We start from the raw sequence: 20,475 nt of genomic DNA, 5'->3' as shown, positions 1-20,475 counted from the left end.
CTTACCCGAACTGGTGCTTCAGCGTGACGTAGGGCAGCAGGTGCTCGTTGCGCTTGCGCAGCTCGAAGAGCGACGGCTCGCGCGTGCGGCGGTCGGGAAAGAAGAAGGTGCGCTCGCGATAACCCGCCGCGTTCGTCAGGTTGTCGATCCCCAGCGTGATCGTGGTGCGCGGGCTGGGCCGGTACTCCGCGAAGATCTCGACATAGGGATAATCGAACCGGCTCAGATCCTCCTCGTCGCGCCGATAGAAGACCGACGGCTCCGCGCCTTCCAGCGAGAAGCCCCAGGCGAAACGCTTGAGGTCCTGGCGGAAGCTCGCCTCGAATACGAAGGGCGACGTGCCGGAGAACTGCCGGAACTCCTGCGTATACGGGTCGCGCACCGACGTATCGACGTACGACAGGTACAGCGTCGCCCGCCCGCCGGGCACGCCTAGCGTCTTCAGGGGCGCGTCGACGCGCCCGCGCGCCAGGAACAGCTCGCCGTCGCCCAGATTGCCCGGCGCGTCGAAGCCTTCAGGCGTCGGCACGCGGTCCTGCACCAGCGAGATGCGGTTGTAGCCGAGCTCCAGCCGGACAAGCCCGTCGCCCAGGATCGGCCGCTCCACGAACGCCAGCCCCTCCCAGGCGCGCTGCGGCTGGAGCTGCGCGTTGCCGCCGTTGACGCGTTCGCTGGCGAGCTCGGCCGCGCTGATGAAGTCCTCGAACTGGAGCTGCGCCACCGTGCGCTTGACCGAGAGCTGCGCGTGCCACTTGCCGCCGGGCCGCCAGTCGAGTGTCGCGCGGGGCTTCAGGAAGGTGAGCACGCGCGACGCCTCCGCGTCGCCCGTCACCGTCAGCTCGGACGCCTCGAACGTGACTCCGACGTCGAGCCGCAGGTTCTTCGACAGGGGCCGGCCGGCGTTCACAAAGATCTCGCCGCGATACTCCTCCACCACCGCATCGTCGATCGGCAGGTCGATGCGCGCCCGCCCGCCCGGCGCGCCCGCGCCCAGTTGGAACAGGTCGGTGCGGCTGTCGAGCCGGTTGAGCACGCCCTCCACGCCGGTCTCCACCGTCCAGCCGTTCAAGTTCGGCCGGTTCCAGACGACGCGCACCAGCGTCTCGTCGCGTTCCTGCTCGACAAGCTGGTCGAAGCCGAGGAAACCAGGGTCGCCGATGCCTTCGAAGAAGAAGTCCTGGTACTCGCGCTGGCGGCGCGTCGCGAGGCCGATCAGCTTGATCGTACCGCCCGCCATCGGCACCGAATAATCGCCGCCCAGCTCCTGCGCGTGCACCACGTACCGCTGGAGCAGCGCGTCGTCGCGCGTCGGGCCCGTAGGAAAGGACACGAGGCTGGTCTGGTCGAGCGACTGCCGATTGCGCGACACGCGCGCGTTCAGGTGCATGGCGCGGCCTTCGCCGCCCAGATGCTCCCAGGCTCCCGATATGTAGCCGTTCGGCGCGCGAAAGCGGTTGAGCTTGTCGCGGAACTCGAGCTCGCGCCCGCTCGGCGTCTCGGCGATGCGGTCGAACCCTTCCTCGGCGGTCTGCCTGTTCTCCACGCCCACCGCGCCGGTGAAGCTCGACCGACCGCGACGGATCAGCGCCGACGCGCTGCCGGTCGGGAAGTACCGCCCCGTAAAGTCCCGCGACACCGTGCCTTCGACGGTCCCCGCGACGCCGCCCTCCGCGCTCAGGACGAGGTTGGCGACTTGCGGCCGGCCCGCATACTCCGCGCCGAACAGGTCGCCGCGCCCGACTTCGACGCGGAGCACGCGCGTCGCCGGAATGCGCTGGAGCACCGTCTCCAGCGTGTCGCTCTTGCTGCTCGGCCGCTGGCCGTTGATGACGACGTTGCCCGCCGCCTGAGAGAAGCCGCGCACCTCCGTGTCGCCCTCGTCCAGCGTGAAGCCGGGCACGCGTTCGATGATCTGGAGCGCGTTGGCGGGCGAGAAGGCGGCGAAGAAGGACGGCTCGTACACCAGCCGGCCCTCCGCGGCCGCGGTGGCGCCGGGCGCGGCCGGGGCGGCGGGCGTCTGGACCGGACGGGGCAGCGAGTCCGCCGCCGGGGCCGTGGCCGGGTCCTGCGCGGGCGGGACGCCGGGCGTGGGCGCAGGCTCGTCGGAACGGGTGGTCGACGGGTCGGCGGCGGGCGCGGGCGGGGTCTGCTCGACCGCTTGCCCGGACGCGGGGTGCAGGCCGGCGACGCCCAATGCGAGCGCGGCGACGCTTCCCAACCTACCAATCAACGACCCGACCCCTTATGATCATGACGCGCGACCCCCCGATCGCGCGCTGCGCGCCGATGCTTACCCTCGCGGTCCGGCGCGGCAAGCGTTATGATGGCGAACGGAAAGTAAAGTGATGAGCTGGGTCGAAAAAGTCACGATCGTCGTCGGCATGGTGCTGTTCATGGAGTGCTTCGCTTGGGGCACGCACAAATATGTCATGCACGGCCGGCTCGGCTGGGGCTGGCACCGCTCCCACCATGAACCGCACGACCACAAGGTCGAGAAGAACGACCTCTACGCCGCCGTCTTCTCCGTCGTCGTCACCGCCATGTTCACGGTCGGCATCTGGTACCCGCGCATCTGGTGGGCGGCGCTGGGGATCACCGTCTACGGGCTCATCTACCTGTTCGTGCACGACATGCTTGTGCACCAGCGCTTCGGCTTCCGCTGGGTGCCCAAGCGCGGCTACGCCAAGCGGCTCCTGCAGGCGCACCGGCTGCACCATGCGGTGAAGGGTCGCGAGGGCACGGTGAGCCACGGCTTCCTCTTCGCCCCCTCCCCCGCCCGTCTGAAGGCGCAGCTCCGCGCGATCGACGAGCGGGCGAAGGCGGACGCGCAGTGACGGAGAGACCCTCTCCTCCTCTCGTCACCCCGGGCTTGACCCGGGGTCCCGCTTCTTCTCTGTCTGCAGGACTAAGCGGGACCCCGGCTCAAGGCCGGGGTGACGGTGGTAGAAGGCGTCCGCGCCAGACCGCGATCGGCCTCACCCTCGCCGCCGCCATCGCGACGGCCTGGCTCGCCATCCACATCGGCGGCATCTTCTTCTGGAAATGGACGCCGGCCGGCATCCTGCCCGCCGCCGTGCTCATCCTGATCCAGGCCTGGCTCTCCACCGGCCTGTTCATCGTCGCGCACGACGCGATGCACGGCAGCCTCGCGCCGGGCCGGCCGCGATTGAACCGCCTCGTCGGCACGGTCGCGCTGGGCATGTACGCCGGGCTCTCCTATCGCCGGCTCGAGCCCAAGCACCACCTGCACCACCGCCATGTCGGCACCGCCGACGACCCGGACTTCAGCGCCGACCACCCGCGCTCCGCGCCGCGCTGGTTCCTCAGCTTCTTCGGCACCTACTACACGCACGCGCAGATCGGACGCATCACCATCGTCGCGATCGCCTACATGCTGCTCGGGGCCTCGCTCCTGAACATCGCGATCTTCTGGGCGCTGCCGGCGCTCACCGCGCTCTTGCAGCTGTTCTTCTTCGGCACCTACCTGCCGCACCGGCACGACGAGGAGCCGTTCGCCGACAAGCACCGCGCGCGCTCGACGCGGGTCGGGCCGATCCTGTCGCTCCTCACCTGCTACCATTTCGGCGGCTACCACCACGAGCACCACCTGTCGCCCGGCACGCCTTGGTGGGCGCTGCCCGCGTTCAGGCGCTCCCGTGCACCGGCGTCCGTTCGGTCGTAAGCGCCTCGTCGATCAGGTCGGCGGCGAGCGCCGCGCCGCCCGACCGGGCGATCTCCTCGCCTAGCTCGCCGGCCGCCCGCGCATAGCTCGGGTCGGCGATGACGCGCTCCAGCTCGCGGCGGATCTCGCCGCGGGTGAGGAGCGTGCCGACCACCCGCCCTGCCCCCGCATGCGCCACCCGCGCGGCGGTGGCGGGCTGCTCGAAGGCGATGGGCGCGATCACGCTCGGCACCCCCGCCGCGAGCGCGTCCATGACGGTGTTGAACCCGCCGTGCAGCACCGCCGCCACCGAGCGCGCGAGCACCGCCTCCTGCGGCCAATAAGCCCGCACCAGCGCGCCCGAGCCGATCCGCGCCGCATCCGCCTCCGACAACAGGCCGCCATGGCCGATCACGGCGCGGAGCTTCAGGTCGGCGCAGGCGCGCGCCATCGCGCGGAACACGCTCAGGCGGTCGCCCTGCAGGCTGCCGAGCGAGCAGAAGACGAGCGGCTCGTCGGGCAGGTCCGCCGCCTCGGGCGGATCGCGGAACGGCCCGCAGTAACGGAACGACGGCGGCAGCGCGCGACGCGGGAAGTCGAGACCGGTCACGCACTGCGCGACCTGTAGAAGCGGCGAAAAGCCGGGCTCCGGCTCTAGCCCCCACGCCTCCGCCGCGCGCGCGACCGCGCCATCGATGGGCCGGAGCAGCCAGTCGGACACGCGATAGCCCCAGGCGTTCCGCTCCAGTCCGCGCGCATCGTCGCGGTAGGACCAGCCGAGATAGGGCGGCGGCACCAGCGGCTCGCGGTTGAGTGGCAGGCCGGTGTGGCTGGTGACGTGAGGAAGCCCCAGCTTGCGCGCGACGAGCGCGCCCGCCGGTTCCGCCGCCTCGGCGACCACCGCCTCCGCACCGATCCGCTCGAGCGTCCCTGGCAGCTCGTCGAGCAGCATGCGCGTGATCCCGGCCGACGCACGGATCATCGCGGGCAAGCCGACCGGCCCGGATGCGCGCGCGAGCCGCCGGCCGTAACGCTCCAACGCGCCGGGGCCGTAGCCCGCCTGACCGACCGCGTGAAACGCGGCCCCGCCGCCGACCAGCGCCCGCGCGTCCGCCATGTGCACGAACGTGACGCGGTGCCCGCGCTCGCCGAGCGCCTCCGCGAGCACGGAGAGCGGGCGGAAATGCCCCGGCACCGGCGGCGCCACGACGGCGATGTGCTTGCCTCCCCCGCTCACCTCGCCCGTGTCGCTCAAACGGGCATAGAAGTCGCGTCCTTTCGCTCCTTCACCCCTCTCCCGCTTTCGCGGAAGAGGGATAGCTGCGAAGCAGCAGGGTGAGGGCCTGTTCCTCGGGATGCGCCCTGCTCAGGCCCTCGCCCTGGCGCTCACGCGCCGGTCCCTCTCCCGCCAAAGCGGGAGAGGGGATGGAGATCACCTTGCCGCCACCGCCGTCGGTCGCGCCGCCGCGACGAGCCGGTCGCGCTCCGCCGTCACGGCGGCCCGCGTCTCCGCCCGGCAACGCCGCGCCTCGTTCTTGCCGCGCACGTCATAATCCGCCGCCACCCCGCACGCGTCGCGGACGGCTCGCCCGATGCGGCGGTCCAGCGTCCTGACGTCGCCCTCCCGGTCGAGGTGCAGGTCGGCGTAGGACACGCGGCGCGTGCGGTCGTCCTGCGCGGACGCGGGCGTCCCCAGGGCCGCGGCGGCGAGCGCCGCGGCCAGCATTATCTTCAACATCGCTGTTCTCCGCTTCGTCGAGAAACCGAAGCGCCGGCGCGGGATCGTTATACGCCCGCCGACCCCCGTCCGCCGAACAACGATGTTGCGCGCCCGTTCTGCATTCCTGCAGATTGGCGGCGCTTATGCGTTACGGCAGGAGGTGCGCGTGCTCGACTGGGACGACCTGCGCCACTTCCTCGCCGTCGCCGAGACGGGCAGCACGCTCGCGGCCGGGCGGCGGTTGCGCGTCAGCCAGACCACCGCCGCGAGACGCGTCGCCGCGCTGGAAGAAGCGCTGGGACTTCAGCTCTTCGACCGCCGCCAGGCCGGGTACGCGCTCACGCCCGCGGGCGAGGCGCTGCTCGACCGCGCCCGCGCGGTGGCGCACGCGGCGGGCGACTTCGCCGACGCGGCGGGCGCGCTCGCGCGCGACGCGGGCGGCGAGGTGCGCGTCACCGCCGCGGCGATCATCGCCACCACCATCATGCCGCCGATCCTGCGCGACCTGCACCACGCGCACCCGGCGATCAGCATCGAGCTCGACGGCAGCGACGAGTTGCGCGACCTGGCCGCGGGGGCCGCCGACGTGGCGGTCAGGACCGGCGGGCCGCCGGACGGCCCCGGCCTGGTCGCGCGCCGCCTCTGCGACGACGAGTGGACCGTTTACTGCAGCCGCGGCTACGCCGCCGAGCATGGCCGGCCCGAGCGCCGCCGCGACCTGCCCGGCCACGAGTTCATCGGCGGCGGTGAGCCCGGCGTCTGGCGCATCTACCAATCGTGGCTGCAGGCCAACGATCTCGAGGCCGCGGTGGCGATGCGCCACAGCACGACCACCGGGCTGCTCGCCGCGGTGCGCTCGGGCGCGGGGCTGGCGGTGCTGCCGTGCCTCGTCGCCGACCAGGATCCCGACCTCGTCCGCTGCCTGCGCCCGCTGCCCAAACCCGAGCGCGGCCTCTGGCTCATCACGCACGAGCGCCTGCGCCGCACGCCGCGTGTCAGAACGGTGCTCGATTTCCTCGCCGCGCGCCTGCACGCGCTCGCCCGCGCATCGGCGGGCTGACGCGGCGGGCGGCTTGGCGGTAAGGGAGCACGCCATGCCCGCCCTGCTCCCCGTCGCCGAAGCGCAAGCCCGCCTCCTCGCCCTGGCCGAGCCCGTCGCGGCGGAGACGGTACCGCTCGCCCAAGCCGCGGGGCGCTGGGCCGTCGAGGACGTGCGCGCGCTCCGCACCCAGCCCGCCGCCGACCTGTCGGCCATGGACGGCTATGCGATCCGCCACGCCGACCTGCCCGGCCCCTGGACCGTCACCGGCGAGAGCGCGGCCGGGCGACCCTTCGCGGGCGCGGTCGGCAGGGGGGAGGCGGTGCGCATCTTCACAGGCGCCGCCGTGCCGCCCGGCGCCGACGCGGTGCTGGTGCAGGAGGAAGCGGAGCGCGAGGGAGCGACGCTGCGCCTGACGGGCGAAGGTCCGCCCCGCGTCGGCGGCAACATCCGCCCGCGCGGGCTCGATTTCTCAACGGGCGACGTCCTCATCCGCGCCGGCGAACGCCTGACCCCCGCCCGCCTGGCGCTCGCCGCGATAGGTGGCCAAAGTGCACTGAAGGTTCCACGCCCCATCCGCGTCGCGGTCGCCGCGACCGGCGACGAACTCGTCCCGCCCGGTTCACAACATATCTCAGCAGACCCGGCCAAGCTGCCGGAATCGAACGGCTTGATCCTGGCCGCACTGCTCGCCGGCTACCCCGTCGAGCTGATCGACCTGAGCATCCTGCCCGATGATGAGGCCGTGATGCGCGACACCTTCGCCAACATCCGCGCCGACCTCCTCGTCACCACCGGCGGAGCGTCGGTCGGTGACCACGACCTGGTCCGCCCCGCGCTGGAGGCGGCGGGCGGCTCCATCGACTTCTGGCGGATCGCGCTCCGGCCGGGCAAGCCGATGATGGCGGGGCGCTTGGGCGATGCGGTCGTGCTAGGCCTGCCGGGCAATCCCGTCTCCGCTTTCGTCACCGCGCTCCTGTTCGTCCGCCCGACGGTGGCGCGGCTGGCGGGGGCCGCCGACCCGCTTCCGCGCACCGCCGCCGCGATCCTGGGCGAGGACTTGCCCGCGAACGGCGAGCGCGCCGACTATCTCCGCGCCGCGCACGGACCCGACGGACGGGTGCGCGCATCGTCGGTGCAAGACAGCTCCATGTTGCTGACGCTGGCGCGTTCTACTTGCCTGATCGTGCGCCCGCCCCATGCGCCCGCGGCTAAGGCGGGCGACTCGGCTGAAATCCTAGACATAAGTTGAAGGTCCGGTTGACAGGGCAGTCGGCGTTCCATATTGGTTCCGCGTTCGTTCCCAGCGGAGACCCGCCATGCTCACGCGCAAACAGCACGAGCTCGTCTGCTTCATCAACGACCGCCTCGCCGAGACGGGCGTTTCGCCTTCCTTCGAGGAGATGAAGGAGGCGCTCGACCTCAAGTCCAAGTCGGGCGTGCACCGCCTGATTTCCGCGCTGGAGGAGCGCCAGTTTATTCGCCGCCTGCCCAACCGCGCCCGCGCGCTGGAGGTGCTGCGCATGCCGGAGCGCCCCGTCGATAAGAAGGCCGCGCCCAAGCCCGCCAAGGCCGCGCCGCCCCAGCCCGCCAACGACGTGGTCGAGATCCCGCTGCACGGCCGCATCGCCGCCGGCGTGCCGATCGAGGCATTTGAGGGCTCGACCATGCTCCCCGTCCCCGCCGCGCTGCTCGGCCAGGGCGAGCATTACGCGCTCGAGGTCGCCGGCGATTCGATGGTGGAGGCCGGCATCCTCGACGGCGACTATGCGCTTATCAAGCGCCAGGAGACGGCGCGCGACGGCGAGATCGTGGTCGCGCTGATCGACGGCGTGGAGGCGACGCTCAAATATTTCCGCCGTGAGGGCGCGATGGTGCGGCTCGACCCGGCGAACCGGGCCTATGATCCCCAGCGCTACGCGCCGACTCAGGTGCAGGTGCAGGGTCGGCTGTCGGGAATCCTACGCACCTACAACTGAGACGGTGCTCGCCGTCCCGGTGAAGACCGGGGCGGTAGCATCCGCCATCGGCCCGTGCGCCACGGATGCCGATCGCCCGGCCTGCGCGTCGTCACTACCCGCCCAGCCGCGAGCTCCACCGCTACACCCCCGCTCCGCTCCAGCGCCGGCCGGTCCAGCTTCAGCCACTTCGGCGCGCAGGTCCGCGGCAGCCGCCGTTCGCTGACGATAATGTCGACCGAGCGACACAGCGCGACGACCTGATCGATCGGCATCAGGTACGCGCTCCGCGTCGCCGCCACCCTGCGCCCACCCACTTCCGCTACGCACATGTCCCGATTGCACGCCGCCTCCGCTTGCTCGGCCAGCAGCAGCGGCTCGCCGTCCACGCCGCCGTTTTCCGCCAGCATGTCGCGGACGTAATCGCCCGTCCGGTCGCGGAGCATCGCGAGGCGGCCGTCACCTAGACGCAGCGCCACGTGCCGCCCGTCGCCGGTGACGAGCAGGTCGGGGGCGGGCGTCGCGATCGCCCAGACCGCGCCCGCCAGCACCGGCGCCGCGCCCCAGCGTCGCCATCGCGTGCGCCACAGCGCGACCCACAACCCGCCGCCGGTCATAAGCGCGAACGACTCCGTCGGCATGGCGGGCAGCGCCGCTACCGCGCCGGGCAGATCCGCGATCCAGCGGGACAGGCCGAGCAGCGCCGCGATGGCGTGGCCGGTCAGCCACCATACCGGCCCACCCAGCCCCACGCCGTCGAGCAGCAGCGCCAGCGCTTCCAGCGGCATGACGACGAACGTCGTGAACGGGATGGCGAAGATGTTGGCGAGCGCGCCGTAGAGCCCGGCCTTGTGGAAGTGGAACACCGCGATCGGCATGAGCGCGAGCTCCACCGCGATGCCCGTCAGCAGCAAGGACGCGACGCTGCGCCCGAGCCGCCGCGCCCACTCTTCCTCGTGCGGGCCGAACCAGGCGCGGACGCGCGGGTGCTCGTGAAGCGCGACGATGGCGGTGATCGCGGCGAAGGAGAGCTGGAAGCTCGGTCCCGCGACCGACTCCGGCCAGACGAGCATGACCAACAACGCGCCCACCGCGACGAGCCTCAGCGTCAGCGCCTCGCGTCCCATCGCGATCGCGGCGAGCACGAGCAGCGCGGCGACGCAGGAGCGGATCGTCGGCACCTGCGCGCCGGTCAGCCACGTATACCCGATCGCCGCGACCGCCCCCGCCCCCGCCGCCACGAGCGGCAGCCTGAGGTTGAGCGCCAACCAGGGCGAGAGCGCTAGCAGCCTGAGCGTGACCAACATCGTCGCGGCGACCACGGCGGTGATGTGTAGGCCGCTCACCGACAATAGGTGCGCGAGCCCCGCCCGGCGCATCGCCTCCGCGTCCTCCTCCGTGATCGCACCGACGTCGCCCGTCGCCAGCGCCGCCGCGATCCCGCCTGCGCTGCCCTCCAGCCGTGACTCGACGTGGCGCGACAGGCGCTCGCGTAAGCGCGACCCACCCTCGCCCGCGCGCAGCACCTCGACGGGTGCGAAGGCCCGACCCGTCGCGCCGACGCCGTCGAACCAGGCGACGCGGGCGTAGTCGTACGCGCCCGGCAGCGCCGCTTCGGGCGGCGGCATCAGCCGCGCGCGCATCCGCACGACCGCGCCGCGGCCGAGACCGGCAGGCGCGTCCACTTGCCCCAGGTTGACCCGTACGCGCGGCGGTAGCCCGGCATCCGGCGCAGGCGCGATCGTAACGCGCACCAGCTCGCGCGCGGGCAGCGGCTCGACACGCTCGACCGTGCCGGAAAAGCTGGCGATCACCGGCCGCGCGAGCACGGGTGCGGCGACCCGCTCCGCGCGCCACCATACCAGCCCCAGGCCGATCATCATCGCCAGCGCGCCGCCCGCGAGCACGACCGACAGCCGTCCTCCCCGCGCGAACGCCGCCCCGCTACACGCGACCGCGCCCAGCGCCAGCAGTGCCGCCCCCCAGCTGCGCTCATCGGGAAGTACGAACCATGCCGCGATGCCGGCGAGCACCGCGACCGGTAACCATAGAGGAAGCTGCTCGCGCTCGGCTTCCAGCTTCTGCTCGACCGCCACGCCCACTCGCGCGTGCCACTCGGCCATTGTTCGCCGCGCGGAGCCTATGCTAGCGGCGCTCGTGGCTGAACTTGCCATTCAACATCACAATGGGAGTAGGCGCGTTTGAGCGCAACCGAAACGAACTCGGGCGTCGTCACACGCTTCGCGCCTTCGCCTACCGGGTTCCTGCATATCGGCGGCGCGCGAACCGCCCTGTTCAACTGGCTGTTCTCGCGCCACCACGGCGGCAAGTTCCTGCTGCGCATCGAGGATACGGACCGGGCGCGTTCGACCGACGCGGCGATCGAGGCCATACTCGACGGCATGCGCTGGCTGGGCCTCGACTGGGACGGCGACGCGGTGTTCCAGTTCTCCCGCGCCGCGCGCCACGCCGAAGTCGCGAACGAGCTGGTCGCGGCCGGACGCGCCTACCGCTGCTATATGACGCAGGAGGAGCTGGCGGAGGCGCGCGCCGCGGCCGAGCGCGAGCGCCGGCCCTTTCGCCTCAACTCGCCCTGGCGCGACGCCGACCCGTCGAGCGCGCCCGCCGACAAGCCCTTCGTCGTACGCATCAAGGCGCCGCGCGAGGGCGAGACGGTGATCGACGACCAGGTCCAGGGCCGCGTGACGGTGAGGAACGAGGAGCTGGACGACATGGTCCTGCTCCGCTCGGACGGCACGCCGACCTATATGCTGGCCGTCGTGGTGGACGATCACGACATGGGCGTGACGCACGTCATCCGCGGCGACGACCACCTCAACAACGCCTTTCGGCAGCTGACCATCGTCAAGGCGATGGGCTGGCCCGAGCCCGTTTACGCGCACATCCCGCTGATCCACGGGTCGGACGGCGCCAAGCTGTCCAAGCGCCATGGCGCGCTCGGCGTCGAGGCATACCGTGACGAACTCGGCATCCTACCCGAGGCGCTGGGCAACTACCTGCTCCGGCTCGGCTGGGGCTACGGCGACGCCGAGATCGTCAGCCGCGAGCAGGCGATCGAATGGTTCGACCTCGCGAACGTCGGCAAGTCGCCGTCGCGCTTCGACCTGAAGAAGCTCGAGAACCTCAACGGCCACTATATCCGCGAAGCGGCCGACCAGCGCTTGGCTGGGCTCGTCGCCGAGCGCCTCGCCATGCCGGATCCCGCGACACGCGACCTGCTCGCGCGTGCCATGCCGGTGCTGAAGGTGCGCGCGGCCAATCTCAACGAGTTGGCCGACGGCGCGCGCTTCCTATTCGCGGTGCGGCCGCTGCCGATGGACGAAGCGGCGACGGGTCTGCTCGGCAGCGACGCGCCCGCGTTACTGGCCGCGGTGCACGCCGCGCTTGACGCGGTGGAAAGCTGGGATACGGAAGCGCTCGAAGGTGCGGTACGGCAGGTCGCGGAGGCGCAGGGCGTCAAGCTCGGTCAGGTCGCGCAGCCGCTCCGCGCCGCGTTGACCGGACGTAAAACCTCGCCCGGCATCTTCGACGTCCTGGTCCTGCTGGGCCGCGACGAGAGCCTGGCGCGGATCGCGGACCGGACGGCCGCCTGAGACGATTGGAGGGTAAAAGGTAATGAGCGACACGGCCAAGCTGAGCCTGGGCGGCAAGGATTTCGAGTACCCGGTCCTGTCCGGCTCGGTAGGCCCAGACGTGGTCGACATCCGCAAGCTGTACGGCCAGACGGACGCGTTCACCTACGATCCCGGCTTCACCTCGACGGCGAGCTGCCAGTCGAAGCTGACCTATATCGACGGCGACCAGGGCGTGCTGCTCCATCGCGGTTACCCGATCGGCGAGTTGGCGGAGAGCTCCAGCTTCATGGAGGTCGCCTATCTGCTGCTGAACGGCGAATTGCCCGCCAAGGACGAACTCGACAAGTTCACCTACACGATCACGCGCCACACCATGGTGCACGAGCAGCTGGCGAACTTCTTCCGCGGCTTTCGGCGCGACGCGCACCCCATGGCGATCATGTGCGGCGTGGTGGGGGCGCTGTCGGCTTTTTATCACGACTCGACGGACATCCACGATCCGGTCCAGCGCGTGATCGCGTCGCACCGGCTGATCGCGAAGATGCCTACGATTGCGGCGATGGCGTACAAGTACTCGGTTGGCCAACCGTTCATGTACCCGGACAATTCGCTCAGCTACACGGGCAATTTCCTGCGCATGACGTTCGGTGTTCCGGCAGAGCCTTACGAGGTGAACCCGGTCGTCGAGCGGGCGATGGACCGCATCTTCATCCTCCATGCGGATCATGAACAGAACGCGTCCACCTCGACGGTGCGTCTCGCCGGTTCGAGCGGCGCGAACCCGTTCGCGTGCATCGCGGCGGGCATCGCCTGCCTGTGGGGCCCGGCGCACGGCGGCGCGAACGAAGCGGCGCTCAACATGTTGCGCGAGATCGGCACGCCCGACCGCATCCCGGAGTTCATCGCGCGCGCCAAGGACAAGAACGACCCGTTCCGCCTGATGGGGTTCGGGCACCGCGTCTACAAGAACTACGACCCGCGCGCGACGGTGATGCAGAAGACGGTGCGCGAGGTGTTCGACGCGCTCAAGGTCTCCGACCCCGTGTTCGAAGTGGCGCTCCGGCTCGAGGAGATGGCGCTCAGCGACGATTATTTCATCGAGAAGAAGCTGTTCCCGAACGTCGACTTCTACTCGGGCGTGATCCTGTCGGCGGTGGGCTTCCCGACGTCGATGTTCACTGCGCTGTTCGCGCTCGCCCGCACGGTGGGCTGGGTCGCGCAGTGGAACGAGATGATCACCGACCCCGACCAGAAGATCGGCCGCCCGCGCCAGCTCTACACCGGGCCGACGCAGCGCTCCTACGTCCCCGTCGGGGAGCGCTGAGCTCGTGCGGCTGCGCCCGCTCTTGATGGTGGCGGGCGCGCTGCTGACGCTTATGGGCCTGCTCTGGATCGGCCAGGGGCTGGGTTACATAAGCTGGCCGTCGTCCAGCTTCATGCTCGGGCAGCGCGCCTGGGCCGATTACGGCGCGGCGCTCGCGGTGCTGGGGCTCCTGATGATCCTGGCGGCGCGGCGGATCAGGCGGTAGCGGCGCTCAGCCGCTGCCGGGCGTCCCCGCCGAGCCCACGCCGCCGCCGGGCGCGTGCGCGTTCGAGTCCTGGCCGCCGGGCGCCTTGCCCGTGTGGCCGCCGCCGGACTTGTTGTCATCGGTAGGCGCGTGCCCGCGGCCGTGCTCCGGCCCGCCGCGCGTGTCGTCGCCGCTGTCGCGTCGCGTTCCGCTCATGTGAAGTCTCCTGAGGTGGGGAGAGCCAACGATCGTGAGTCGCGACGGTTGCGCCTCTTTCCTCTCCCGCTTTCGCGGGAGAGGGACAGCGGCGCAGCCGCAGGGTGAGGGCCCGTTCTAGCGTAAGAGGGTGCCCTCACCCTGGCGCTGAAGCGCCTGTCCCTCTCCCGCAAAAGCGGGAGAGGGTTAGAGAGGCGGGCGGAGTTGCAGCGTGAAGCGCGCGCCCTCGCCCGGCGCGCTCTCGACGGTCAGGTCACCGCCCATCGCGCGGGCGAGGCGGCGGGCGATGTAGAGGCCGAGACCGCTGCCGCCGGGTTCGGACGGATCGACGCGCTCGAACTTCTCGAAGATGCGCGCCTGGTCGTCCGGCGCGATCCCTTTGCCCGTATCGGTGACGGTGACGCTCGCATCCGGATGGACGACGGCGTCAACCGTCGAGCCCTGCGGCGAGTAGCGTACCGCGTTGCCGATAAGGTTGACGAGAATCTGCAAAACGCGCCGGAAATCGCCAATTGCGGGGACGCTCATGTCGGCTTCCGGTCGGGCGATCGTGACGCCCGCGTTGGCGGCGCGGACGGAGAGGAGGCCGGCGGCGCGGCGGGCGAGGTCGGCCAAGTCGATCGGCTCGAGCTCGGGCTGAAAGTCGGGCCGCTCCACCGCTTCGAGGTCGGCGAGGTCGTCGACCAGGCCGAGCAGGTGCCGCCCGGCGCTGGCGATGTCGGCGGCGTAGGCGGCGTAATCGGGTGCGAGCGGGCCGTCGGCGCCCGCCTGGATGCTGTCGGCGTTGGCGATGATGCGGCCGAGCGGCGTACGCAGCGCGCGCTCCAGCCGGTCGCCGATGCTGGCGGCGACGCCCTCGGGCTGAGGACGCTCGACCAGCACGACGCCGCCCGCGAACCCGGCGAACGCGCCCTGGGCGTCGCGGCGCGCGAGCGCGGAGACGAGCACCGGGCGGCCCGACGGGCGCAGCTTGGCGGGCTGGCCGCTGAACGAGCGGCGATTGGCGAGCGCGTCGATGATGGGGAGCTGCCCGGCCGTGTCCGGCTCGAAGGTGAAGAGCTCGGTCACGGGCTTGCCGAGCAGGCCCACGGCGTCGAAGCCGTAGCGGAGGCCCGCCTCGATCGACGCGAAGCGCAGGCGCAGCGCGGCGTCGCTCTCCCAGCGCCAATCGGCGGCGGTGTCGAGCAGGTCGGCCTCGGCGTCCTCACCCTTTGGACGCCAAGCCTGCCGCTCGCGCCAGCCGGCGACGGAAAGGCGGACCCCCTCCGCCTCGGGCTGGGCGCGGACGAACAGCTCGATGTCGGCGTCGCGGTCGGCGACGGTGACGCTGCGCGCGATCGGCACCTGGAGACGCCGGGCGAGCCGCGCGAGCGTGGCGAGTTGCGGCACGGCGACGGGCCGGCCGAGGCCGCCGCCCGCGCGCATGACGAGGCCGAGCAGCGCGTCCTCCGCCTCCGCGAGCCGTCCGTCGGCGTCGACGAGGCCGTGCGCGATCTCCGCCGTCATCGCCGGCTCCTCGCCAGCGCGCGCACGGCGGCGCGGAAATCGTCGGCGAGCGCGAGCGGGGCGAGCGCGACACGCGCCGCGTCGCGGTCGTGCGCTACCGCCCAGTCGATCGCGTCGGCGAGCTGTTCCAGGTCGCGGCGCGGATCGGCTTCGGTCAGCGCGACGCCGATGCGCGCAATGCCGACCCGGTCGAGGCCGACGGCGTGCATGAGCAGGAGCAGCAGGTCGCCGCTCGGGTCCACGGCGAGGTGGCGCACCTGCTCGTAATCCACGCCCGCCGACCGGGCGAGCACGGCCACGAACAGCGTTAGCCGCCGATCCGCGACGGCCTCGGTCAAGAGCGGGCCGAGCTCGTCGGGCTGCGGGTCGAGCGCGGCGGCGAGCCTGGCGGCGGCGGCCTCGGGCCGGTCGGATTCGTCGTGCGCGGCGAGGCTGCGCAGGCTCGCTTCGGTGAGCGCACGGTCGCGGTCCGCCATGCCCGCCATGTCGGGCGACTGTTCGCGGACGGCGGCGGCGACGTACCAGGTGAGCCGCTGGTGCAGCTCGGCGGGCAGCTCGCTGCGGACGGGGCCTGAGCCCTCATGGGCGGCGCGGCGGCGGTTTTCGGTCGCCAGCAGCGCGAGCGCCGCGGTCGCGACGACGCCGTCGGGCGCTTCGGCGAGGCGGATGAGCAGGCTCGGACGGTCGGGTTCTATGACGGCGGTCGGCAGCGATCGGGCGAGCAGGTCGAGCTCGACGCGCGCGATCAGCTCCTCCATCAGCTCCGGGTCGCGGAGCAGGCCCGCCCGGCTCAGGCGGTCGAGCACGGGCTCGCCCCGAAGCAGCGCTTCGGCTTGGGACGTGCCGCCGCGGCCGGCGAGCAGGCGCGCGGCATGGCGGCGCACCTCCGCCTCGGTGGCGGCGACGATGCCGGCGACGACGGCGTGGACGGCGGCGCGCGTCCGGTCGGACAGCCGCGCCTCCTCGGGCATGAACAGGTCGTCGATGGCGTGGCGCAGCCTCGTGTCGACGCGCGCGTCCGCCCCGACGGCGCGCGCATGTGCGCCGTGGGCGGGCCCGTCTTGAGGAGGTGAGCCGGTCGACATCTACCCGCCTCCTAGCCGCGATGCGGTTAAGGGCGCACTAAGCCTAACGACTTCGTCGCCCTATCGCGTCGTACAAGGTGGCGGCGGCGTAGAGCTCGGCGGCGAGGAGGCCGGTGACAGGCGCGCCCGCGAGCGTGGCGGCGAGCGTGATGAGCAGGTACGCGCCGGGGCTCGCCCACCAGAGCGGCCGCTCGACGCCCGCCGCGGCGCGCTCGACCAGCACGCCGAACAGGACGAGCGAGATCGCCGCGACGATCGCCGTCCCCTCGCCCGACCAGCGGCCGAGCGTCCAGGCGAGCAGGAGCAGCGCGAGCGCGGGCAGGACGGCGCGCGCGATCGCCTGCCCGCGCGCGAGCGCCGCCTCGTCGCGCAGGTCGGCGAGCGTACCGCCGAGCGCGAAGGCGATCGTCGAGCCCAGCGCCGCCAGCAGACCGACCGCGTGCAGGTCGGCGTAGATCGCGGCCAGTCCGCCCGCGCCGAGCAGCGCTCCCGCCAGCGCCGCTCCCGCCGTAGGTATGCCGCGGGTGACGAGCGCGGGCAGCAGCAGCCGGCCGACGGGCGCCACGACCCAGCGGTCGAACCAGCCGCGCGCGCCCGACATCGCCGCCTGGAGCACGGTGCGCCCGCGCGCCTCCAGCGCCGCCGCGCGATGCTCCAGCCCGTGGCCCTCGGCCTTGGCCGTGGGCGGCAGCAGCAGGTGCGCGGCCCCCGCCTGTACGCCCGCGCGCAGCAGCGCCGACTGCAGGTCGTAGTCGCGCGGCATGCGGGCGACGTCGCGGATGCGCGGCACCGTCACGCGCGCGGCGCCCGCCCAGGCGAGCTTGCCGCCGATGCGCTCGAAATCGGGCCCGGCCTCGTCCTCGCCGACGACGAGCAGCGTGTCGCCGCCCTCGCCCGCGAGCGGACGCAGGACGTTCTCCGTGGTGACGAGCCCGTCGGCCAGCACGATCACGCGCGCGAGCGGGTGCAGCTTCTCCGCCGCCTCCGCCGCGGTGCGGACCGCGTCGACCGCCAGCCCGCGCTTGCCGATGCGGCTGATCGCGCCCAGCAGGTCGGGGGTGAGGCGCGCGACCGCCACGACGATCTGCGACGCGCCCGCGGCCGCCAGCAGGCGCGCCTGATACTCGATCAGCGTCGCGCCGGCGAACGGCAAGGTGGCGGCAAGCCGGTCGGGCCGGTCCTCCGCGTCGTTGATGGCGAAAAGCAACCCCGCAAGCATGGGGGGCGCTGTTAGGCGCGCGGAGCGGCCTTAGTCCAGTGTCACGCCAGACGGTCGACGGCGCGGCGCAGGCGGCGGAGCGTCTGTTCGCAGCCGACGGGCTGGTCGGCGACGTCGGCGGCGAGCGCCATCAGCCGCACCGCGCCGAAGCTCGCGGCCAAGCCCTTCAGCCGCCACGCGTTCTCTCGCCATTCCGCCTCGTCGGACGCTTTTTCGAGCTGGGCGAGCGCGCGCTCGGCGCTCTCGTGGAAAGCGACGCGGAGCTCGGCGATCAGGCCGGGCTCGTCGCCCACCGCCGCAGCCAGAGCCGCATCGATCGCACCGGGATCATATGCCATGACCTCGGCTCTAGCCTTCCGCGGTTAACGCGGAGTAACGGCTCGCATTGTCGCACGCCGGAAACATGGTAAACCGGCGGTAAGTAATCGGGGGCTTGTGTAGTGGAATATCGCGCCGAAGAAGGTTTCGTGGCGGCCGGCGGCTGGGATCAGCCGGAAGGCGCGATCGAGCATTTCGAGCCCGAGGAGAAGAATTGGCTGCGTCCCGCGGTCGCCGGCGGCGCGGTCGCGCTCTGGTTCGCGCTGGCGCTGTGGCTAGCGGGACCCAGGCTCGGCGCGCTCGACGGGCTCGGCCTCGTCCAGTTCCTGGCGACCCTGTGCGTGGTGCCCGTGCTGGTGATCGGGCTGTGGCTGCTCATCGAGCAGAACGGGCGCGCCCAGGCGCGGCGCTTCGGCGAGACGACGCGGTCGGTCCACGCGGACGCCGCGCAGCTCGACCGCACGGTGGCCGCGCTGTCGCGCCAGATCGACGCGAACCGCACGAAGCTGGCCGAACAGGTCACCGCGCTGCTCGCGATGGGCGACGCGGCGAACACGCGGTTGAGCGGCATCGCCAACGACGTGGGCGTGGAGATCAGCCAAATCGAGGACCATGCGCGCAGCCTGGCGCAAGCGGGCGCGACCGCGCAGACGAGCGTCACCGCCCTCCTCTCCGCGCTGCCGCTGGCGCAGCAGGGCGTGGACGACGCCGCGGACCGGCTGGATCGCACGTTGACCACGACGGCGGAGCAGGCGGCGCACCTCGAGGCGAAGCTGCTGACGTTGTCCGACCGCGGCCGCGACGCCGACGAGATCGCGCGCAGCTCGGCGCAGGCGCTGACGGATCGCGCCACCGACCTGGAGGCGCGCAGCGCGGCCGCCGCCAAGCAGCTGGAGGCGGTCAGCGCCAACCTGTCGCGCACGGTGGACGACCTGATCGCGCGCACCGCAGCGACCGTGGAGGGCGCGCGCGAGGGCCTGGCGGCGCAGGGCGAGGCGATGGTGGCGACGATCTCCGCGCATCAGCGCCAGCTGGAGCGCGTGTCGCGCGAGGGCGCGGAGGCGCTGATCGAGCGCATGGAGACGATCGACGCGCTCGCCGAGCGGCTGTCGGGCCGACTCGACGCTCAGGTGGCGTCGGGCGACCTGATCGTGGAACGTATGCGCACCGGCATCTCGGACGTCGAGGAGCGGATGAACCGCCTCGGCTCCGAGGGCGCGGAGCGGGCGCAGATGCTCGCCGCGTCGATCAGCGCGCTCGGCGGATCGGCCGACGCGATGACGGAGGCGCTGAAAGCGGGCGACGCGATGGCGACGCGGACGATCAGCACCACCGAGTCGCTGCTCATCGCGCTCGACGCCGCGACGCGCGAGATCGACGAGACGATGCCCGAGGCGCTGGAGCGGCTCGACACGCGCATCACCGCCAGCAAGCGGATCGTCGCCGAGACCAAGCCGGAGCTGCTCGCGCTCGTCACCGCGGCCGAGAGCACGCACGACGCGATCGAGGCAATCGCGGGCGTCATCGCCGAACAGCGCCGCACGCTGGATCAGCTGTCGGGCAACCTCATCGAGACGCTGCAGCAGGGCCGCGCCAAGGCGGACGGGCTGGGCCATACGGTCGAGGAGGCGGTCGAGCGGACGCAACGCTTCGTCGACGTCGCCGCGCCGCAGCTCGTCCAGGCGCTGGACCGCATCGGCGACGCCGCCGCCGCCACCGCCGAGGAGGCGCGGCGCACGCTGACCGCGATCATCCCGGAGGCCGCCGCGAAGCTCGGCACCGCGGGCGTGGAGGCGTTCCGGCGCGCCGCGGCCGGCTCGGTCGAGCGGCAGGTGCAGGCGCTCACCGCCGCGACCGAGGCGGCCGCTGAGGCGTCGTCGCAAGCGGCCGAGCGCGTCGCGCGCGAGACGCAGGTCATCGCCGACCAGACGGCGATCATCGAAGCGCGCATCGAGGAGGCGCGCGAGGAGCGCGAGCGGCAAGGCCGCGACAGCATGGCGCGGCAGACGGCCAATCTGATCGAGCAGCTCAACTCGGCCGCGATCGACGTCACCAAGATGATGAGCCCGGAGGTGGCGGACAGCGCCTGGGCGGCGTACCTCAAGGGCGACCGCGGCGTCTTCACGCGCCGCGCGGTGCGCCTGCTCGACGCCGCCGACGCGCAGCGCGTGACGCGCCTCTACGACTTGGAGGAGGGCTTCCGCGACGCGGTGAACCGGTACATCCACGATTTCGAGGCGATGCTGCGCTCGGTGCTGCAGCAGCCGGAGGGGTCGTCGCTGTCGATCACCCTGCTGTCGTCGGACATGGGCAAGCTGTACGTGGCGCTGGCGCAGGCGATCGAGCGGCTGCGCTAGGGTTTCATCCCCGCCCGCTCCCACAGGAACGCGTTCACCGTGGCGGGCGTGATCCAGCCGTTAACGTAGTTGGCGTAGTAGAGCGCGAAGGCGATCGCGGAGACGATCGTTGTGCGCCGCACGAGCTTCTTGAGTGAGAATTCGTGCGGCGCGCTGTCGGCCTGGCCGGGAACGCGCTCACCCCCGGCCTCGTCCGTGGTCCTGACGCCGAACGGCAGGACCACGAACACGGTAAATGACCAGAACAGGATGTAGATCGCGAGGGCGGAGGTCCACCGCATCGCGCCGCCCC

19 protein-coding genes are annotated in these 20,475 nt (G+C 72.0%); 9 read left to right on the top strand and 10 right to left on the bottom strand.

Going from position 1 to position 20,475, the window contains the following annotated elements; all coding sequences use genetic code 11:
• Position 1 precedes the first annotated feature (1 nt).
• A complete protein-coding gene (locus CKY28_RS00870; RefSeq protein ID WP_095996447.1) occupies positions 2-2,218 on the bottom strand; it encodes a TonB-dependent receptor in 2,217 nt (738 codons plus the stop codon).
• Positions 2,219-2,345: 127 nt separating this feature from the next.
• Between CKY28_RS00870 and CKY28_RS00865 the strand changes: the two genes are divergently transcribed.
• Positions 2,346-2,834, top strand: coding sequence for a sterol desaturase family protein (locus CKY28_RS00865; protein ID WP_095996446.1), 489 nt, complete (start codon positions 2,346-2,348; stop codon positions 2,832-2,834).
• Positions 2,835-2,869: 35 nt separating this feature from the next.
• Positions 2,870-3,682 carry a fatty acid desaturase gene (locus CKY28_RS00860; protein WP_245841469.1) on the top strand — a complete coding sequence of 271 codons (813 nt, stop codon included), beginning with the start codon at positions 2,870-2,872 and terminating at the stop codon, positions 3,680-3,682.
• Here CKY28_RS00860 and CKY28_RS00855 read toward each other — a convergent pair.
• Together CKY28_RS00855 and CKY28_RS00850 are read right to left on the bottom strand one after the other, a co-directional pair.
• Positions 3,645-4,916: a glycosyltransferase gene (locus tag CKY28_RS00855; protein ID WP_245841467.1), complete on the bottom strand. Its 1,272-nt coding sequence runs from the start codon at positions 4,914-4,916 to the stop codon at positions 3,645-3,647. The genes CKY28_RS00860 and CKY28_RS00855 overlap by 38 nt on opposite strands.
• A gap of 177 nt (positions 4,917-5,093) precedes the next feature.
• Positions 5,094-5,399: a UrcA family protein gene (locus tag CKY28_RS00850; RefSeq protein ID WP_095996445.1), complete on the bottom strand. Its 306-nt coding sequence runs from the start codon at positions 5,397-5,399 to the stop codon at positions 5,094-5,096.
• Positions 5,400-5,547: 148 nt separating this feature from the next.
• Between CKY28_RS00850 and CKY28_RS00845 the strand changes: the two genes are divergently transcribed.
• The 3 genes from CKY28_RS00845 (at position 5,548) to lexA (ending at position 8,399) form a co-directional block, all read left to right on the top strand.
• Positions 5,548-6,441, top strand: coding sequence for a LysR family transcriptional regulator (locus CKY28_RS00845; protein WP_095996874.1), 894 nt, complete (start codon positions 5,548-5,550; stop codon positions 6,439-6,441).
• A gap of 34 nt (positions 6,442-6,475) precedes the next feature.
• On the top strand, positions 6,476-7,672 hold the full coding sequence (locus CKY28_RS00840; protein WP_095996444.1) for a molybdopterin molybdotransferase MoeA: 1,197 nt from the start codon (positions 6,476-6,478) through the stop codon (positions 7,670-7,672).
• 67 nt (positions 7,673-7,739) lie between these two features.
• Positions 7,740-8,399, top strand: coding sequence for a transcriptional repressor LexA (gene lexA / locus CKY28_RS00835; RefSeq protein WP_095996443.1), 660 nt, complete (start codon positions 7,740-7,742; stop codon positions 8,397-8,399).
• On the opposite strand, the gene CKY28_RS00830 is transcribed toward lexA, so the two are convergent.
• Positions 8,390-10,501: a ComEC/Rec2 family competence protein gene (locus tag CKY28_RS00830; protein WP_095996442.1), complete on the bottom strand. Its 2,112-nt coding sequence runs from the start codon at positions 10,499-10,501 to the stop codon at positions 8,390-8,392. The genes lexA and CKY28_RS00830 overlap by 10 nt on opposite strands.
• A 78-nt stretch (positions 10,502-10,579) precedes the next feature.
• Here CKY28_RS00830 and gltX point away from each other — a divergent pair, with 78 nt between their 5' ends.
• From gltX to CKY28_RS00815, 3 genes are read left to right on the top strand one after another with little or no spacing between them, the layout of a single operon-like run.
• Positions 10,580-11,992 carry a glutamate--tRNA ligase gene (gene gltX / locus CKY28_RS00825; protein WP_095996441.1) on the top strand — a complete coding sequence of 471 codons (1,413 nt, stop codon included), beginning with the start codon at positions 10,580-10,582 and terminating at the stop codon, positions 11,990-11,992.
• A 22-nt stretch (positions 11,993-12,014) separates the two neighbouring features.
• Complete coding sequence (locus CKY28_RS00820; protein WP_095996440.1) at positions 12,015-13,298, top strand: citrate synthase; 1,284 nt, start codon at positions 12,015-12,017, stop codon at positions 13,296-13,298.
• Between the two features lie 4 nt (positions 13,299-13,302).
• Positions 13,303-13,503, top strand: a complete 201-nt coding sequence (locus CKY28_RS00815; protein ID WP_176472896.1) for a hypothetical protein — start codon at positions 13,303-13,305, stop codon at positions 13,501-13,503.
• A 6-nt stretch (positions 13,504-13,509) separates the two neighbouring features.
• Here CKY28_RS00815 and CKY28_RS18465 read toward each other — a convergent pair whose 3' ends face one another.
• The 5 genes from CKY28_RS18465 to CKY28_RS00790 form a co-directional block, all read right to left on the bottom strand.
• A complete protein-coding gene (locus CKY28_RS18465; protein WP_095996439.1) occupies positions 13,510-13,698 on the bottom strand; it encodes a hypothetical protein in 189 nt (62 codons plus the stop codon).
• Positions 13,699-13,884: 186 nt separating this feature from the next.
• Positions 13,885-15,204 carry a sensor histidine kinase gene (locus tag CKY28_RS00805; RefSeq protein ID WP_095996438.1) on the bottom strand — a complete coding sequence of 440 codons (1,320 nt, stop codon included), beginning with the start codon at positions 15,202-15,204 and terminating at the stop codon, positions 13,885-13,887.
• Positions 15,201-16,289 (bottom strand): DUF2336 domain-containing protein, encoded by a 1,089-nt coding sequence (locus tag CKY28_RS00800; protein ID WP_095996437.1) that lies wholly within the window; start codon positions 16,287-16,289, stop codon positions 15,201-15,203. The genes CKY28_RS00805 and CKY28_RS00800 overlap by 4 nt, the downstream gene beginning before the upstream one ends.
• A 43-nt stretch (positions 16,290-16,332) precedes the next feature.
• Positions 16,333-17,508 (bottom strand): hypothetical protein, encoded by a 1,176-nt coding sequence (locus tag CKY28_RS00795; RefSeq protein ID WP_095996436.1) that lies wholly within the window; start codon positions 17,506-17,508, stop codon positions 16,333-16,335.
• Positions 17,509-17,549: 41 nt separating this feature from the next.
• Positions 17,550-17,846, bottom strand: a complete 297-nt coding sequence (locus CKY28_RS00790; protein WP_095996435.1) for an Hpt domain-containing protein — start codon at positions 17,844-17,846, stop codon at positions 17,550-17,552.
• 102 nt (positions 17,847-17,948) lie between these two features.
• Between CKY28_RS00790 and CKY28_RS00785 the strand changes: the two genes are divergently transcribed.
• The gene (locus tag CKY28_RS00785) at positions 17,949-20,183 is read left to right on the top strand and encodes a coiled-coil domain-containing protein (protein WP_095996434.1); all 2,235 of its coding nucleotides are present in this window, start codon (positions 17,949-17,951) and stop codon (positions 20,181-20,183) included.
• Here CKY28_RS00785 and CKY28_RS00780 read toward each other — a convergent pair.
• Positions 20,180-20,464, bottom strand: coding sequence for a DUF1467 family protein (locus CKY28_RS00780; RefSeq protein WP_095996433.1), 285 nt, complete (start codon positions 20,462-20,464; stop codon positions 20,180-20,182). The genes CKY28_RS00785 and CKY28_RS00780 overlap by 4 nt on opposite strands.
• Positions 20,465-20,475 lie beyond the last annotated feature (11 nt).

Origin of the sequence: Sphingomonas lenta (assembly GCF_002288825.1) — a bacterium.
Taxonomy (GTDB): domain Bacteria; phylum Pseudomonadota; class Alphaproteobacteria; order Sphingomonadales; family Sphingomonadaceae; genus Sphingomonas; species Sphingomonas lenta.
The sequence above is the reverse complement of the archived record's forward strand: the minus strand, read 5'-3'. Positions and strand labels throughout refer to the sequence as shown.